Origin of the sequence: Gilliamella sp. B3367, assembly GCF_026536825.1 — a bacterium.
In the GTDB taxonomy this organism is placed as follows: domain Bacteria; phylum Pseudomonadota; class Gammaproteobacteria; order Enterobacterales; family Orbaceae; genus Gilliamella; species Gilliamella apicola_E.
Genome location: NZ_JAFNNJ010000003.1, coordinates 35,404 through 52,126, shown reverse-complemented (window position 1 = coordinate 52,126; position 16,723 = coordinate 35,404). Strand labels below are relative to the sequence as shown.

Annotated in this window: 15 protein-coding genes; 4 read left to right on the top strand and 11 right to left on the bottom strand. The window is 35.7% G+C overall.

The annotated features are described in order from the left end of the window. Positions 1-2: 2 nt before the first annotated feature. The 10 genes from fruB to J3U23_RS06075 all read right to left on the bottom strand — a co-directional run bounded on the left by fruB (position 3) and on the right by J3U23_RS06075 (position 11,155). Positions 3-1,193 (bottom strand): fused PTS fructose transporter subunit IIA/HPr protein, encoded by a 1,191-nt coding sequence (gene fruB, locus J3U23_RS06120; protein ID WP_267338793.1) that lies wholly within the window; start codon positions 1,191-1,193, stop codon positions 3-5. A gap of 189 nt (positions 1,194-1,382) precedes the next feature. Then, entirely contained in the window at positions 1,383-2,420 is a 1,038-nt protein-coding gene (cra, locus tag J3U23_RS06115) for a catabolite repressor/activator (protein WP_220225632.1), read from the bottom strand. Positions 2,421-2,565: 145 nt separating this feature from the next. Beyond that, entirely contained in the window at positions 2,566-3,321 is a 756-nt protein-coding gene (locus tag J3U23_RS06110) for an ABC transporter ATP-binding protein (protein ID WP_220225631.1), read from the bottom strand. Further along, complete coding sequence (locus J3U23_RS06105) at positions 3,318-4,289, bottom strand: iron chelate uptake ABC transporter family permease subunit (protein WP_065735126.1); 972 nt, start codon at positions 4,287-4,289, stop codon at positions 3,318-3,320. Before J3U23_RS06105 ends, J3U23_RS06110 begins: the two co-directional genes overlap by 4 nt. Beyond that, a complete protein-coding gene (locus J3U23_RS06100; protein WP_220225630.1) occupies positions 4,279-5,238 on the bottom strand; it encodes an ABC transporter permease in 960 nt (319 codons plus the stop codon). Before J3U23_RS06100 ends, J3U23_RS06105 begins: the two co-directional genes overlap by 11 nt. Positions 5,239-5,246: 8 nt before the next feature. Next, a complete protein-coding gene (locus J3U23_RS06095) occupies positions 5,247-6,203 on the bottom strand; it encodes a siderophore ABC transporter substrate-binding protein (RefSeq protein WP_267338792.1) in 957 nt (318 codons plus the stop codon). 200 nt (positions 6,204-6,403) lie between these two features. After that, positions 6,404-7,837, bottom strand: coding sequence for a nitrogen regulation protein NR(I) (gene glnG / locus J3U23_RS06090; protein WP_267338791.1), 1,434 nt, complete (start codon positions 7,835-7,837; stop codon positions 6,404-6,406). A gap of 11 nt (positions 7,838-7,848) precedes the next feature. Continuing rightward, positions 7,849-8,898, bottom strand: a complete 1,050-nt coding sequence (gene glnL / locus J3U23_RS06085) for a nitrogen regulation protein NR(II) (RefSeq protein ID WP_267332421.1) — start codon at positions 8,896-8,898, stop codon at positions 7,849-7,851. Between the two features lie 74 nt (positions 8,899-8,972). Next, positions 8,973-10,382, bottom strand: a complete 1,410-nt coding sequence (glnA, locus tag J3U23_RS06080) for a glutamate--ammonia ligase (protein ID WP_065563711.1) — start codon at positions 10,380-10,382, stop codon at positions 8,973-8,975. A gap of 269 nt (positions 10,383-10,651) precedes the next feature. Next, on the bottom strand, positions 10,652-11,155 hold the full coding sequence (locus J3U23_RS06075) for a DUF4952 domain-containing protein (RefSeq protein ID WP_065563712.1): 504 nt from the start codon (positions 11,153-11,155) through the stop codon (positions 10,652-10,654). A gap of 130 nt (positions 11,156-11,285) precedes the next feature. Here J3U23_RS06075 and J3U23_RS06070 point away from each other — a divergent pair, with 130 nt between their 5' ends. From J3U23_RS06070 to gpsA, 3 genes are read left to right on the top strand one after another with little or no spacing between them, the layout of a single operon-like run. Then, positions 11,286-11,726, top strand: coding sequence for a rhodanese-like domain-containing protein (locus tag J3U23_RS06070; protein ID WP_267338790.1), 441 nt, complete (start codon positions 11,286-11,288; stop codon positions 11,724-11,726). A 25-nt stretch (positions 11,727-11,751) separates the two neighbouring features. Then, positions 11,752-12,222 carry a protein-export chaperone SecB gene (gene secB, locus J3U23_RS06065; RefSeq protein WP_065563714.1) on the top strand — a complete coding sequence of 157 codons (471 nt, stop codon included), beginning with the start codon at positions 11,752-11,754 and terminating at the stop codon, positions 12,220-12,222. A 25-nt stretch (positions 12,223-12,247) separates the two neighbouring features. Then, a complete protein-coding gene (gpsA, locus tag J3U23_RS06060) occupies positions 12,248-13,267 on the top strand; it encodes an NAD(P)H-dependent glycerol-3-phosphate dehydrogenase (RefSeq protein ID WP_065735117.1) in 1,020 nt (339 codons plus the stop codon). 142 nt (positions 13,268-13,409) lie between these two features. Here gpsA and J3U23_RS06055 read toward each other — a convergent pair whose 3' ends face one another. Then, complete coding sequence (locus J3U23_RS06055; RefSeq protein WP_267338789.1) at positions 13,410-14,384, bottom strand: hypothetical protein; 975 nt, start codon at positions 14,382-14,384, stop codon at positions 13,410-13,412. A 183-nt stretch (positions 14,385-14,567) separates the two neighbouring features. On the opposite strand from J3U23_RS06055, the gene aas reads away from it, so the two are divergent. Continuing rightward, positions 14,568-16,715 carry a bifunctional acyl-ACP--phospholipid O-acyltransferase/long-chain-fatty-acid--ACP ligase gene (gene aas / locus J3U23_RS06050; protein ID WP_267330393.1) on the top strand — a complete coding sequence of 716 codons (2,148 nt, stop codon included), beginning with the start codon at positions 14,568-14,570 and terminating at the stop codon, positions 16,713-16,715. The last annotated feature ends 8 nt before the right edge of the window (positions 16,716-16,723 follow it).

Here is a 16,723-nt window from a genome sequence, read left to right as displayed (position 1 = left end):
GATTAAGCACCCTCTCCTAAACCACTTTCAATTGCTTTACCGATTGCATCTAATACTTGTTCTGAATCATTACCAACAGCAGTAAATTGTAAACGGCTACCTTTTTTCGCACCTAGCGCAACAATTTTCATTAAACTAGTTGCACTAACTGGCTCGTTTTTACCATCTAGATTAGCTACCGTCACTTTGCTATTGAACTCTTTAACTAATTTGACAAGAACTGATGATGGACGAGTGTGTAAGCCATTTTCATTTGGAATAACAAATACTCGGCTTAATTCTTCACCATTAGCACCACTGTTTGATGAATCATTAACATTTTCTGATGTTTCAGATGATACAGAATGATCCCCTGATAGGAGTAGATTATTAAAATCATCACTTTTTGCAGAAATTAATAATGCTAATTTTTGGTTATAAGCTAATGATGCAATGTTATTCACGATAGCTGTAACTGAATCATCAACAGCTGAAATAGTAATAAGAAGCTTAACAGGTTTGCCATCTTGATTAAGATCATTCACCGTACGGCTAATAGCAATCGCATTTTTTAAATTGCCTTCGCGGCTGTCACTTAACCATACTCCATTACCTAAATAACTTGGTTTATTATCAAGTACGTTCGTAATAAAGCTGACATTAACCGCATCGTGTTGTTTTAAACGTGAAGCATTTAAAGCTTGTAATGTAGTTAAGCTATCAGCTTGTATATCCAATAATAATGAGGATTCATCAATTACAAATTGACTATCTTCTACACTTTCTTTGCCAGTTAAAATAGCTAAAGCTTCATCGGCAGTTTGAATTTTTTTGATTCGCTCTTCAACCCCATCAGCACCAAGTACATGAGTTAATTGGCGAAGTAATTCTAAATGCTCATCAGAACTCGCAGCGATACCAATAGCTAGATAAGCTTTTTCGCCATCATCACCCCACTCTACGCCTTGAGGAAAACAAAAAACTTGAACCCCAGTTTTTTTAACTAAGTGGCGAGTTTTAGGTGTGCCATGAGGTATAGCAATACCAATACCTAAATAAGTTGCAGCTTGACTTTCACGTTCAAGCATACCATCAACGTAGCCTTCTTCAACATAACCAGCGCTAGTTAATGCGGCTGCAATCTTTTTAATTGCCTCACTTTTGTTGGTTGCTTGTTCATTTAAATGGATATCTTCTTTAACTAAATGAAACATATAATAAATACCTCTGGGTTATAATATTGGGTGTACTAAAAACAACTCAGCAATCCCATAATCGTTATTGAATCATGATTGAATCGTTTCAGCGATAATGAATATAAACGTCCTAATTATCAAATAAATTATATCTATTAATTCCTAAAATGTGATCTAGATCAGCTTTTTGAGTAAATCTTTTTAGCTCTATGACGATTTAATTTGACTTTTTAGCAATTTTTCTCGACTCAGGCTACCTCGATAAATTAAACGTCGCGGTATGACTGTTGTTCCTGGTTGATAGTTCTTTTTATGCAAACTATTTAATAATAATTCAATGGTTACTTCTGATACTGATTTATGATCTTGAGATAACGCAATCAATTTACACGGTAAAAAATCGAGTAACTCATTATCACCAAAGGTGGCAATTGTTAGATTATCCGGTAAACGACCAAACTTTTTCAGAATTGCATCAATGGTGCCTTGTAATAAAGAAAAAGAAGTGGAAAAAATGCCGTTTGGTAAATCATTATTTGCCAACCATTGACTAAAAGTAACCTCTGCATCGCGACGACTATAATTATTTGCACACAAAAAATCAACTTTATTGCTATGATTTAAAGCAACTTCCTTAAAACCCTCCATTCGTAGCTGGCTAACAGACAAGTTAGGTAATGCACCAATATAAGCGACTGTTCCATCAACAAATTGATTAAAAGCTTGAGCTAGCATTTTAGAATCTTCTTTGTCAGATCCAACAACATTCCTAAATTCAGATGTTGAGAGTGTTCTGTCTAATGCAAACAAAGGAGTATCACTATTTTGCCAACCGTTGTAAAACGCATAATCAGAATCATTAACAAACGATGAAGAAATGACTAAAGCATCTACACGGCGTTGTTTTAAATGTTTTACACACTCTTTTTCAATTTCCGGATTATCTTCAGAACAAGAAAGCAATAATTGATAGCCTTCTTTTCTTAACAACTGCTCTAAGTAACTTGCAATTCGGGTATAACTTATATTTTCAAAGTCTGGAATGATGATACCAATAGTACGTGTTTTCCCCGCTCTTAGACCTGCTGCTACAGCATTGGGTTGGTAATTATATTCTTTCACTACTGCCATCACTTTAGCAATGGTTTTATCACTAACTCGGTAGTGTTTAGCTTTACCATTTATTACATAGCTGGCTGTCGTTCTTGAAACGCCAGCTAACAGTGCAATTTGTTCTAATTTCATGAATATATCTCAATAAAAAAATTCATCAGTTATTTAAACTGAACACAAATTAAATGTAAACAGAACTTATCATTTAAACTTAACGAATTATAAGAAAAAAAGGATTTAGTGTGAATCTAAACCCTTTTAGTTAAAAAATCTTTTATTAATAATAAATAGCAATGTTTTGGTTATGGATCGTTTCTATTTTTACTGGCGTATCAAATATATCTTCTAAAATAGTTGAATTCATAATTTCTTTTGGACTACCTTGATAAACAAGTTGGCCATCTTTCATGGCTAAAATATAATCAGAATAAACTGAGGCAAAATTGATATCATGGATAACAATAACAATCGTTTTACCGAGCTCATCGGCCGCTCGGCGTAACTGTTTCATCATCGAAACTGCGTGTTTCATATCAAGATTGTTTAGCGGTTCATCAAGCAAAACATACTCAGTATCTTGACAAAGCACCATAGCAACATAAGCACGTTGTCGTTGCCCGCCAGAAAGTTCATCTAAAAACCGATCTTTATACTCAGTTAAATTTAAGAATTCCAGTGCTCGATGGATATGTGCTAAGTCATCTTTATTTAATCGCCCTTTTGAATAAGGATAACGTCCAAATCCTACTAATTCAAAAACAGTTAATCTGCTAGTAAAACGGTTTTCTTGCCTCAATACCGATAAGTAGGTGGCAAGTTTGTCACTTGGCGTATTAACCACGTCCATACTTTGTATTTTTACTTGTCCTTCATCAGCCAGTAATAAACGACTGATAATTGATAATAATGTCGATTTACCTGCACCATTAGGACCTATGATAGCTGTCACTCCACCTTGTGATATGGTCGCATTCACATTTTTTAATACAGATATGGTTTGATATTTTTTACTAATATTATCAATTTCTATCACATTGGAACCTTTTTCAATAATAAGAAGATAAACAGCGAACCACCAATAAACTCAATTACAATAGATAATGCACCAACCATGTTTAAAACATGCTCTAAAAACATTTGCCCACCAACAAGGAAAATAATTCCTAATAAAAATGCGGTTGGCAATAAAAAGCGATGTTGGCTGGAACCACTAATACTGTACGCTAAATTTGCAATAAGTAAGCCTAAAAACGTAAATGGACCAACTAATGCGGTCGATATTGACACTAATACCGAAACTAATAATAAAATAATGGTGACACTTTTTTGATAATCGATACCAAGATTAATCGCATTATCACGACCTAATGCTAGTACATCAAACCGAAAACGCATTCGCCATAAAAATAGACCAATTATGCTGGAAATAACTAATGAAAAGACAATTAGTACGGGTTCAGCTCGAGTAAAAGTTGCAAAAATTCGACTTTGTAATACAGCAAATTCAGTTGGTGTCATTAGACGTTGTAATAAATTGGAAAAGCTACGGAACAGCGTTCCTAGAATAATCCCAATTAATAAAACTAAATGAAGATTTTGTTTAAGTTTGTTAAATAATCCTCGATACAAAAATAGAGAAAATAAAATTAATAGTAATGACTCAAAGATAAATTTACCGACAATACCAATATAAGGGATACCTTGGGCATCAATAAAAAATATTACCACTGTTTGAATCAACACAAACAGTGATTCAAACCCCATTATTGAAGGTGTTAAAATTCGATTATTCGTAACAGTTTGGAAAAGTAATGTTGACGTTGCTGCCGAAAAGGCGACTAAAATCATCGTTAATACAATCCAAGTCCGGTGTGTCAAAATGTAGCTGATATTGCCTTTTAAATTAAATGTCATGAAAAAAACAACACAAAGCACGGCAATACCAAGTAATAACCATACTGTTTTTCGGCTAGAAATATGGCGTTTTTGATTAACTAGCATGACGTTTTTTACTCAACAATACTAAAAAAATAATAGCCCCTACTACACCAAGAATGACACTGGCTGGTATTTCAAATGGATAACGGATAACGCGTCCAATAATATCACATAGCAAAACAAGCCCACTGCCTAATAAACAGATCCAAGGAATCGTTTTTCTAACATTATCACCAAATAATAAACTGACAATATTGGGAACAATCAGTCCTAAAAATGGCAATACACCAACCACCACAACGACTATTCCACCTATCAAAGCAATCACAACAAGACCAATTAACATGACTCGATTATAATTAAGCCCAACATTAACCGAAAAGTCTCTACCTAAACCGGCAACAGTGAACCGATCTGCACTCCAACAAGCGAGTAGAGTAATACCTCCAACTAACCATAATAACTCATAACGACCTTGCAAGATTCCGGAAAAGTCTCCTGACTCCCAACCACCAAGTGATTGTAATAGGTCAAAATACATCGCAAAAAAAGTACAAATGGCACTAATTACCGCACCAAGCATAATCCCAATAAGAGGCACCATCAGGGCAGATTTATAAATAATTTTGCGAGAAATGAACATAAATAACATAGTGCCCGCCATAGCAAATAAGCTGGCAACCACCATTTTCATCATCACACTTGCACCTGGCGCAAGCACCATCATCACTAATAAACCAAGACTAGCCGACTGAGTTGTACCTACTAACGAAGGTTCCACAAAACGATTTTGGGTAAGGAGTTGCATAATTAAACCAGCAACACTCATCGCGCTGCCAGCTAATAATAGTGCCACTGTTCTAGGTACTCGACTAACAAAAAAGATTTGTCGCATATTACTGTCAGACCATAAATCAGCTAACGTAACATGCCCAGCACCAATAAAAAGGCTTAATGCAGCCATTGCGAATAAAAAAACAATGCCTGCAATAAAGTAAACCGTTTTAGACATGATTTATATTAATTTGCTGATGATTTTTGTAAAACATCACTTATTTGATCCATCAAACGACTATAAGTTTGAATACCACCAGAGATATACATAGAAGTAGAATCTAAATAAACAATATGGTTTTGTTGCCATGCATCGGTTTTTTGAATTAATTCGTTATTTAAAACCTGTTGTGCAGATTGTGCTTCTTTATTACCAATTGCGTTATCTCTATCAAGCACAAATATCCATTGTGGATTAACACTTAATACAAATTCAGAAGTTACTGCATTACCATGACGTCCTGCTTCTTGGAATGTTGTTGCAGGTTTAAAACCTAATACATCAAAAATAAAACCAAAACGTGATTTAGGACCATAAGCAGACATTTTTCCGCCATTAACCATAATCACTAAAGCCGTTCCAGCAGTGCTAGTTTTTGATTTTAAGCTATCAATTTTCTGATTAAAATCAGCAATTAGTTTTTTAGCTTCTGCTTGTTTACCAAAAATATTACCTAACTGCTCAGTACGCTGCGTCAAACTAGCCACAAAATTATTAGGATCAATATCAAGCGAAATTGTCGGCGCAATATCACTTAATTTTTTATATACATCATTGGCCCGACCACCTGCAATAATCACATCAGGTTGTAATGAACTTAATACTTCATAATTTGGTTCAAATAATGTACCGACATTGGTATAAGTTTTATCAGCATATTTAGATAAGAACTCGGGGAAATGCACATCAGATTGAGGAACTGCTGTAACGGGAATATTTAATGCATCAATAATATCAAGTGTTGCAGTATTAAATACGACTACTTTTTTCGGATTTTCAGGAACCTCTGTTTTACCTTGAGCATGTTCAACAACAATTGATGTTTTATTAGCGGCAGGTGCTTCTTTTTTATCATCACAACCAACCAAAGCAAATAAAGCGGTTAGTAATACTAAAAATTTAAATTTGATAGATGAAAACATTGTAACTCCTAATTATTAGCTTAGTTCAAAAGCGCGTAAATGATAAATAGAATGATTATCATTTAGACTGAATTGTAACTAAAAATAAATAAGTGTTCAATGAACTTTGATAAACAAAAAAATCAATAATTAATAAGCTTATAAAAACATCAGCCAATAATATTAAATTAAAGGCTGATTATTGATCAATTCTATGTCAATTAATAATTGGAATCTTCGGGTAATTCTTTAAGCTTTCTGGTTAACGTATTTCGTCCCCAACCTAAAAGGTTGGCAGCATCTTGTTTGTGACCACGAGTAAAATTAAGTGCGCATTTCAATAAAATCCGTTCAACTTCACTAACGGTTTGTGTCAATATCCCTGTTTGGCCCGCTAATAATGCTTGCTTAGCCCACTGTTCGAGCATCGTTTTCCAATCTGTTAACGGCTGAGGATTGGTATTAACGTCATAATTAACAGATGTAGCAGGCACCGATAACTGTAAAAGTTCTGGAGGTAAATCTTGAACAAAAATTTCATTATTTGACGACATTACAGTCACCCAACGACAAACATTTTCCAATTGCCTAACATTGCCCGGCCAATTAAACATACATAATAAATTAAGCGCTTCAGGACTCAGCACTTTACTTTCGACGCCTAACTCTTTGGCAGTAGTACGTAAAAAATGTTCAGCCAGTTTTGGAATATCTTGTGCTCTATCTCGTAATGGCGGTAATAAAATACGAATAACATTTAAGCGATGGAATAAATCTTCTCTAAACTTACCTTCCCTTACTCTCGCTTGAAGATCTTGATGGGTTGCGGCAATAATACGAACATCAACTTTAACCGGTGAATAACCACCAATTCGATAAAATTGACCATCGGCAAGCACTCTTAATAATCGCGTCTGCACATCTAACGGCATATCGCCAATTTCATCTAAAAATAGCGTACCACCGTTGGCTTGCTCAAAACGACCATGCCTTATTTGGGCAGCACCAGTGAATGCGCCTTTTTCATGACCAAACAATTCAGATTCAATCAAATCTTTTGGAATGGCAGCCATATTCAGTGCAATAAAAGGTGACTGAGAACGTGGACTATGGGTATGCAATGCTTTAGCTACTAGCTCCTTACCCGTTCCTGATTCGCCGTTAATCAGCACACTAATAGATGATTTTGAAAGTCGCCCAATAATACGAAACACTTCCTGCATTGATGGAGCTTCACCGATAATACCAGTAGAAGCTTTACTGCTAGAGGGACTGCTCGGTTTATTGCTTTGAGTTTGTAAAATAGCTCGTTCCACCAGTTGAATAACTTCATCAACATCAAAAGGCTTAGGAATATAATCATAAGCACCTTTTTGGTAAGCATTAACAGCGGCATCAAGATCGGAATGCGCCGTCATAATAATCACAGGCAAATTGGGCATTTGCTCTTTAATATAATTAAGTAAAGATAAGCCATCAATTCCAGGCATTTTTATGTCAGATAATATAACGGCTGGTTTTTGTGGGTGATTCACTAAAGCATCAATCACTTCTTGACCACTTGAAAAACTGATGCAATTAAAATGAGCATTAGTAAGTGCTTTTTCTAACACCCATCTAATCGAACTATCATCATCAACAATCCAAACATTCATTTCAATTAACCTCATTGTTTGATGGGCAGATAGATAGAAAACTCTGTGTGGCCTGGCCAACTATTAAACTCAATTTTTCCATGGTGCTGATCGATAATATTATGAGCAATCGACAAACCGATACCATTACCACCTTCATAACCACTTACCATAGGATAAAACAACGTATCTTGAATATGCACTGGAACGCCAGGTCCATTATCTTCAATATCGATGCGAGCACAAAGTCGGTAACGCTGACCATGCAAAGTAACCTGAAATGCCGTTCTCGTTCTTATTGTGATAGAGCCTGTTTTCGAACCAATCGCTTGTATCGCATTACGAATGATATTTAAAACTACCTGTTCAATCTGTTCAGAGTCATGCACTAATTCAGGCAGACTAGGATCATAATCACGTATAATCGTTACGTTTGACGGCTTTTCTAAACTTAAAAGCGCATAAATTCGCTCAATAGCTTGGTGAATATTCTGCTGTTTTTGTTGTAAACGTTGTTGTGGACCTAATAACCTATCAACAAGATTCCTTAATCTATCTGCTTGTTCAATAATAATTTGTGTATAGTCTTGCAACTCATTTTTAGGCAGTTCACGTGATAATAGCTGCGCTGCACCTCGAAGCCCACCTAATGGGTTTTTAATTTCATGGGCAAGTCCACGGACAAGCTCACGTGCTGCATTTTGTTGAGCTTGTTGTAATTGTTCTTGGCTTAGTTTTTTATGGCTATTAAGTGGTGCCATTTCGATCAAAATATGACCATTAGCAAGCAGTTGTGCCGTCAATGATAAAATATGTAGTTCATTATTTATCACTAAATTTACTTCACTATCGGTAAAACCTTGGTTTTGATCTAAGGCATTTTGCATTAAATCAAGGTCTAACGAAAAATACCCTAACAAATCAGGAAGACAACTTTCTAATATTTTTTTAGAACTTTGGGCTAGTAATTGTTGTGCCGCAGTATTGGCATAAAGAATATTGAGCTTTTTATCAAGTAATAAAATATTGGTTATCATAGAGTCGAGAACAAGATTCGCATCAGATTCATTATCAAATGTCATCGTAAGCACTCCGTTCTCATTAGATACCACCGCCAAACAGCGGTGGTTAAAACTTCAAATAATAAAATAATGACTTATAGGCTATAGTACAATTCAAATTCAACCGGATGCGGAGTCATACGTACACGATCAACATCTTGGCGTTTTAAATCGATATAAGCATCGATAGTGTCATTAGTAAACACATTACCACGGGTTAAGAATTCACGATCCGCATCTAAAGCATTTAACGCTTCTTCAAGTGAACCTGCAACTTGTGGAATTAATTTAGACTCTTCTGGTGGTAAGTCATATAAGTTTTTATCCATCGCATCGCCCGGATGAATCTTATTGATAATACCATCTAAACCAGCCATTAACTGTGCAGCAAATGATAAGTATGGGTTACCAGCTGGATCTGGGAAACGAACTTCGATACGACGAGCCTTAGGACTAGTAACAACAGGGATACGAATTGATGCAGAACGGTTACGAGCAGAATATGCAAGCATAACAGGTGCTTCATAACCCGGTACTAAACGTTTATAAGAGTTAGTTGCTGGATTAGCAAAAGCATTAATTGCTTTAGCGTGTTTGATAATACCACCGATATAGAATAAAGCCATTTCAGAAAGGCCAGCATATTTATCACCAGCAAAAAGGTTCACACCATCTTTAGCAAGTGATTGATGGCAGTGCATACCAGAACCGTTATCACCAAACATTGGTTTTGGCATAAATGTCGCGGTTTTACCATAAGCATGTGCAACATTTTGTACAACATATTTATAGATTTGCACTTCGTCAGCTTTTTTAGTTAATGTATTGAAACGGCAAGCAATCTCATTTTGACCAGCAGTTGCAACTTCATGGTGATGAGCTTCAACAACTAAACCTAGTTGCTCCATAATTAAACACATTTCAGAACGAATATCTTGTGAAGAATCAACAGGAGGAAGCGGGAAGTAACCACCTTTAACACCTGGACGGTGACCTTTGTTACCTTCTTCGTATTTAGTACCTGAGTTCCAAGCAGCTTCAATATCATCAATATGAACAAAACTACCTGACATCGGCGTTCCAAAACGCACATCATCAAATAGGAAGAATTCTGGTTCTGGTCCAAAAATAACAGTATCAGCAATGCCTGATGATTTTAAAAACTCTTCAGCGCGTTTAGCAATTGAGCGCGGGTCACGATCATAGCCTTGTAATGTTGCTGGTTCTAAAACGTCACAACGAATATTCAATGTCACATCTTCAAAAAATGGGTCAATCACGGCACTTGATGCATCTGGCATTAACACCATATCTGATTCGTTAATCCCCTTCCAACCTGCAATTGAAGAGCCATCAAACATCTTACCATCTTCAAAAAAATCTGCGTCAATTTGACTAACAGGAATGGTAACGTGTTGTTCTTTACCTTTAGTATCAGTAAAACGTAAATCAACAAATTTAACATCGTTTTCTTTTATTAGTGTAAAAACTTTTTGTGTAGACATGTAGCTTCTCCATTGAGGACATATAAAATAAATGTTCAGTTCAAAGGCATATTTGCCTATTTATTAAATTATATGCAAATTTGATGCCAATTTTTTAACCACTATTTTTGAACGGTTTTTATTGGTTAGATAATAGCAAAAATTAACATTAATGCACCAAAATAATGCACATGGCACCAAAATAATGCACCAAAATGTAACATACTGCTACTTGCGTTACATTTTGGTGCCATTAATGAAAAGTGAATTTGCTAACTCTTTTGAATGATCTACGATTCTTTTCGATAACCTTTTATTATTAAATAAAAGGTTGTTTTATCCCAATCCTTTTTTAGGGTTTCTTCCGAAATAAATGTAGCCTCATATAATACATTATCTTTTGGATTGACAATTGCTACTGGTTTTAGTTGTTCCCAATAACAACATACGAATTTCAAATCGCCCATTCCCATAGTCTTAATTAAATATTCATGAGCTTGCTTAGCATATTTACCTTCAACTTTATAAATAACCTCAATAGGCCATGTTTGCCCATAGTCGGTTGTCCTACACTTTTCATATTGAAAAAAATCAGGGGCATTTGGATCAATTTCATGGAAAAAGTCTCGACAAGTTAGATTCGGATCAAACCCTAATGAACTAGATTGACTATCTTCCTTTAGTTCCTCTAGGCTTAGTATTTCGTCAGTATTAAGATTATTTGATTCTGCTAATGCTGACGAAATTAAAGTAACGAAAATGAATGGCAACAAAATAAATCTTTTAAATAACATAGTTTCAATCCTTAAAACTTTTAAATCTTATTAGCTTAAAATAAGATTTCTCCCTTTAGGTCTATATTTCAGTAGACAATATCGTTATAATCTTAACCTATTTTTAATAATAATAGGTAATCATAAAAGTATGGACTTTGTTACACTCGAAATTATACCTTTTATCCAAAATCACCTTTTACTTTCATTAGGTTGGATTGTGTTATTCGTTGCAATCATTGTAATGACCGTGAAAAGTAAATTATCAAAAGTGAAAATAATTAATAACGCGCAAGCAATTAGTATGATCAACAAACAAAACGCAGTTATTGTCGATATTCGCTCAGCAGATAGTTTCAAAAAAGGGCATATTACTGAATCTCACAACATTTTACCCGTTGACATTAAAAATGCTAGCGCAAAAACCATTGAAAAATTTAAAGAAGATATTATCATCGTGGTTGATGATAATGGTTTAACATCAGCAAGCATTGGTGAAGTATTAGTCAAACAGGGCTTTTTGCATGTATTTACATTAAAAGATGGTATTGCTGGATGGAACGGCGAAAACTTACCATTAGTTAGAAAATAATATAATATTAAAATAAGGTTTTATCATGACAGAACAAAACAATACACCTGAAACACAATTTGCTATTCAACGCATTTATACCAAAGATGTTTCATTTGAAACAAACAACGTTCCAGAAATTTTCACAAAACAATGGCAACCAGAAATGAATTTAGAACTAAATTCATCATCACAAGCGTTGAGTGAAGGTGTGCATGAAGTTTCTTTACGTGTCACAGTAACCGTAAAACAACAAGAAGAAGTTGTATATATTTGTGAAGTGACTCAGTCAGGTATTTTCTCGCTTATCGGATTTGACGATGCTCAAATTCAACATTGTGTAGGTGCTTATTGTCCTAATATTTTATTCCCTTATGCGCGTGAAGTTATTTCAAGCTTAGTAAATAAAGGAACTTTCCCACAACTTAATTTAGAACCTGTAAATTTTGAAGCTTTATTCATTAGCTATTTGCAACAGCAAGAAGCTAAAACCGAATCGACTGAAACTTTACAGTAATTACTAGTTAATAAAGTCTATGTTTATGAATAAAAATGCAGCAGTGACAGTGATTGGCGCAGGTTCTTATGGAACCTCGCTGGCAATATTACTGGCACGAAATGGTCACTCAACCTTATTATGGGGACATAACCCAGATAAGATGGCTATTTTGCAACATGATAGACAAAATAGACAATTTTTACCGGATATTTCTTTTCCTGACCAACTTCAAGTTGAAGCGGATCTTAAAACTGCCGTTTCAGCTTCACCAATTTTATTAATTGTTGTTCCAAGCCACGCATTTGGTAGCATTCTTAAACAAATCAAACCATTTTTAAGAAAAGATAGCAAAATTGTTTGGGCAACCAAAGGACTTGAAGTCGATACCGGTCGACTATTACAAGATGTTGCCAGAGAAGTATTGGGTGATAAAATCCCATTAGCGGTTATTTCAGGCCCTACTTTCGCTAAAGAAGTTGCATCAGGCTTACCAACAGCAGTAACCGTTGCCTCAACCGATGATCAATTTTTAACTGAACTCCAAAATTTATTTCACTGTAGTAAATCATTTCGTGTTTATAGCAGTAAAGACTTTATTGGCGTTCAACTTGGTGGCGCGGTAAAAAATGTTATTGCAATTGGTGCTGGTTTGTCCGATGGGCTGGGTTTTGGTGCAAATGCGAGAACAGCTTTAATAACCCGCGGACTTGCCGAAATGATGCGATTAGGCGAAGCGCTTGGGGCCGATCCTGCCACGTTTATGGGGATGGCTGGTTTAGGCGATTTGGTACTTACTTGTACAGATAATCAGTCCCGAAATCGTCGATTTGGTATTTTATTAGGTCAAAACAAATCCATTCAAGAAGCACAAGATATTATTGCTCAAGTGGTTGAGGGTTGCCGAAATACTAAAGAAGTTTGGGCATTAGCTCAAAAATATCATGTTGATATGCCTATCACAGAACAAATCTATAAAGTGCTTTACGAACATAAAGATCCAAAACTTGCAGCCATGTCATTATTGGGTCGCTCACAAAAACAAGAATTAAAAAGCGAGTCTTAGATCTTTAAAAACCCCGCTCCTCAACTTTTTTTATAATTAACCTATTATGAAGTTTAATAAAAACAGAATTAACACTAATTTAAGATCTCAAAAACCCCGTTCCTCAACTTTTTTTGATATGTCGTGGTTTTTGGTAGGCGTTTTAAACACTCATTCCTAGGCCCTTTTCCTTGGCTTTCTGGTAAATATCATAACCAACATAGACATCTAATACTGCCGTTCCCACACTTTTAAATAACGTGATTTGCTGATCGTTTTGGCGACATTTTTGTGAATCAATAACTAAATCACCTAATTCATAAAAATCTTGTTTTGTAACTAAATGTTGATTAATTGGATCGATAATATCACCCGCCTCAGCAAATACACCATCTTTGGTATCAAGTACGCGAATATCAGCATTTTTAACAATATTACTTGGTATTTCGTGCATTTCTGGCGTGTAAGCACCTACTCCATTGATATGTGTTCCTGGTTTAACCAAATCGCCATTGAATGTCACAACTTTTGATGTGGTGACAGAGGTAATGATATCTGCTTGGCGAATATCTTCATCTAAATCGTTCGAAAAATAGAGGTTAGCGGAAAAATGAGCGAATCGTTTCTTCATCTCTTCAGTAAATTGCTTGCCTTTATTGACATCAAGCCCAAAGATCGCTACATCAGTCAATTGACGGACGGTTAACATCGCTTCTAACTGTGACGCAGCTTGTCCACCAGTACCAATTAATACAGCACGTTTAGCATCTTTTCTGGCTAATAAATCGGTAGCTGCACCTTGTACCGCGCCTGTGCGTAATTGGGTCACAAATGTGCCATCTAACATCGCACAAACTTCGCCTGTTAACGGATCGATCATAAACACTTGCGCGGGAACAGATGGCTTACCAAGTTTCGGGTTATCAGGAAAAACCGAGACAATTTTCAAGCCAACCACATCATTTTCTTTTATATGAGCAGGCATAATCAAACATTGCCCTTTTTGCATGTCAAAGTTGATGCGTAATGGAACTTCACTATTACCTTGAGTATAGATTTTCAGTGCTTGTTTATCCGCTGAAACGGCATCTTTCATAGTATAGAATTGTTGAATATCTTGGGCAGTTAAAATTAACATTTCGATTCCTTATTTAATATTTATTTTCATATTATTTATTATCCATTATTTAATCTTACCAACAAAAAATTAAAAACTCTTGTTTAATATCAATATAAATTGATAATTTTCGCTTTCTTGTATATTTAATTTATTTTCATTATTATTACAAAGTACAATTTTGTACGGAAATTGAGAAATCAGATGTTATTTAAAATATTAAAGTTTTTTTTAAAAATTTTATTTCATGTAAAGATTCAAGGGAATCTCAATAATTTAAAACAAGACAGATTACTTATCACACCTAATCATGTTTCCTTCCTAGACGGCATTTTAATCGGCGTATTTTTACCAGTTAAACCAGTATTTGCTATCTACGCAGGCTACATTGATCATTGGCTAGTCCGTTTAGCCAAACGTTACGTTGATTTTGTGCCAATGGATCCATTAAGTCCAATGGCGATTAAAAGGTTAGTTCGTGAAATTGAAAAAGGACGACCAATTGTTATTTTCCCGGAAGGTCGAATTACCATAACCGGCTCATTAATGAAGATTTATGACGGTGCAGCATTTGTTGCTGCTCGTTCTCAAGCAACGATTGTACCTGTCTGGATTGAAGGTGCAGAATTTACGTTAACTAGCCGTTTAAAAGGCTTATTTAAACGTCATCTATTTCCTAAAATTACAATTCATGTATTGGAACCAACATCAATCCCAATGCCTGATGCACCAAAAGCAAGTGAACGACGATATATTGCTGGTGAAAAATTACATCAAATTATGATGAATGCCAGAATGGCAAGCCGACCAAAATTGACACTTTTTGAAGCGTTGCTCGAAGCCCAAGTTCGTTATGGGGTAAAATCGCGAATGGTTCAAGATCCTACCACTCACGAAGCCTCTTATCGAAACTTGCTTAAGCAAATTATCGGTGTTAGTTGCATTATTTCTAAGATTACCAAACAAAAAGAAAGAGTTGGTTTATTGCTCCCTAATGCAACGATTACTGTTGCAACTATTTTTGGTCTATCAGTCAAAAATCGTATTCCAGCCATGCTTAATTATACAGCAGGAACTAAAGGGTTAACCTGTGCAATTACTGCGGCTGAAATAAAAACGATCATTACTTCACGCAAATTTATTCAAAAAGGTAAGCTTGATTATCTATTAGAAGAAATTAAGGACGTAAATTGGTATTTCCTTGAGGACTTGCGTAGTAGTTTGACTTTTGTTGATAAACTCTATGTGGCACTTCATCAATACATTCCACGTTTAGTGAAACGACAACAATCAAGTGATGATGAAGCTTTAGTGTTATTTACATCAGGCTCAGAAGGCAATCCTAAAGGTGTAGTGCACAGCCATGGTAGTTTATTGGCAAATGTTGAACAGATTCGTACCGTTATCGATCCGACACCGGCTGACCGTTTTATGTCCGCATTGCCATTATTCCATGCTTTTGGTATTACTGCCGGCTTATTTTTACCGTTGTTTTCTGGAAGTCGTACCTTTTTATATCCGAACCCATTACATTATCGTATGGTGCCAGAAATCATTTATGACCAAAACTGTACCGTGTTATTTGGCACACCAACATTTTTAGCCAATTATGCTCGCTACGCTCATCCTTATGATTTTATGCGATTACGTTATGTGGTTGCCGGCGCTGAAAAACTTTCCGAAGCGGTGCGAGAACAGTGGAAAGATAAATATGGCATTCGAATCTTAGAAGGTTATGGCGTAACCGAATGTGCACCAGTTGTTGCCCTTAATGTGCCAATGGCATTTAAAGCCGGAACTGTTGGTCGTCTATTGCCAGGTATGCAATCAAGATTGATACCTATCCCAGGGATTACCAATGGCGGGGAATTACAGCTTAAAGGACCTAACGTAATGAAAGGTTATTTACGAGTTGAAAAACCCGGCGTACTTGAAGAGCCCGTTGCCATTGACCAAAACGGTAATGCAGAAAAAGGCTGGTATGATACTGGCGATATCGTAGATATTGATAAAGATGAGTTTTTGACAATTAAAGGGCGACTGAAACGCTTTGCTAAAATTGCGGGCGAAATGGTTTCACTGGAAAGTGTTGAAGCGCTAGCTAGAAAAGTCGATCCTGATGCCATGCATGGCGCTACAGTAAAAGCTGATGCCGCTAAAGGTGAAGCGCTTGTGCTATTTACTACTTCAACTACATTAACTCGAGAACAGCTTAATCAGGCAGCACAAGATTTAGGTATTCCTGCATTAGCCATTCCTAGAGATATTCGTGTGGTTAAAGAATTACCATTGCTTGGTACTGGCAAAATCGATTTTATTACGCTACGCAAAATGGCTGATGAAAATGAATAATAGCAAGG

Coding starts and splice junctions, on each gene's coding strand:
- J3U23_RS06105 (WP_065735126.1), bottom strand. CDS start 4,289: ATGCTAGTTAATCAAAAACGCCATATTTCTAGCCGAAAAACAGTATGG.
- glnG (WP_267338791.1), bottom strand. CDS start 7,837: ATGAATGTTTGGATTGTTGATGATGATAGTTCGATTAGATGGGTGTTA.
- fruB (WP_267338793.1), bottom strand. CDS start 1,193: ATGTTTCATTTAGTTAAAGAAGATATCCATTTAAATGAACAAGCAACC.
- J3U23_RS06070 (WP_267338790.1), top strand. CDS start 11,286: ATGGACTTTGTTACACTCGAAATTATACCTTTTATCCAAAATCACCTT.
- gpsA (WP_065735117.1), top strand. CDS start 12,248: ATGAATAAAAATGCAGCAGTGACAGTGATTGGCGCAGGTTCTTATGGA.
- J3U23_RS06055 (WP_267338789.1), bottom strand. CDS start 14,384: ATGTTAATTTTAACTGCCCAAGATATTCAACAATTCTATACTATGAAA.
- J3U23_RS06075 (WP_065563712.1), bottom strand. CDS start 11,155: ATGTTATTTAAAAGATTTATTTTGTTGCCATTCATTTTCGTTACTTTA.
- J3U23_RS06100 (WP_220225630.1), bottom strand. CDS start 5,238: ATGTCTAAAACGGTTTACTTTATTGCAGGCATTGTTTTTTTATTCGCA.
- glnL (WP_267332421.1), bottom strand. CDS start 8,898: ATGACATTTGATAATGAATCTGATGCGAATCTTGTTCTCGACTCTATG.
- aas (WP_267330393.1), top strand. CDS start 14,568: ATGTTATTTAAAATATTAAAGTTTTTTTTAAAAATTTTATTTCATGTA.
- secB (WP_065563714.1), top strand. CDS start 11,752: ATGACAGAACAAAACAATACACCTGAAACACAATTTGCTATTCAACGC.
- glnA (WP_065563711.1), bottom strand. CDS start 10,382: ATGTCTACACAAAAAGTTTTTACACTAATAAAAGAAAACGATGTTAAA.
- J3U23_RS06095 (WP_267338792.1), bottom strand. CDS start 6,203: ATGTTTTCATCTATCAAATTTAAATTTTTAGTATTACTAACCGCTTTA.
- cra (WP_220225632.1), bottom strand. CDS start 2,420: ATGAAATTAGAACAAATTGCACTGTTAGCTGGCGTTTCAAGAACGACA.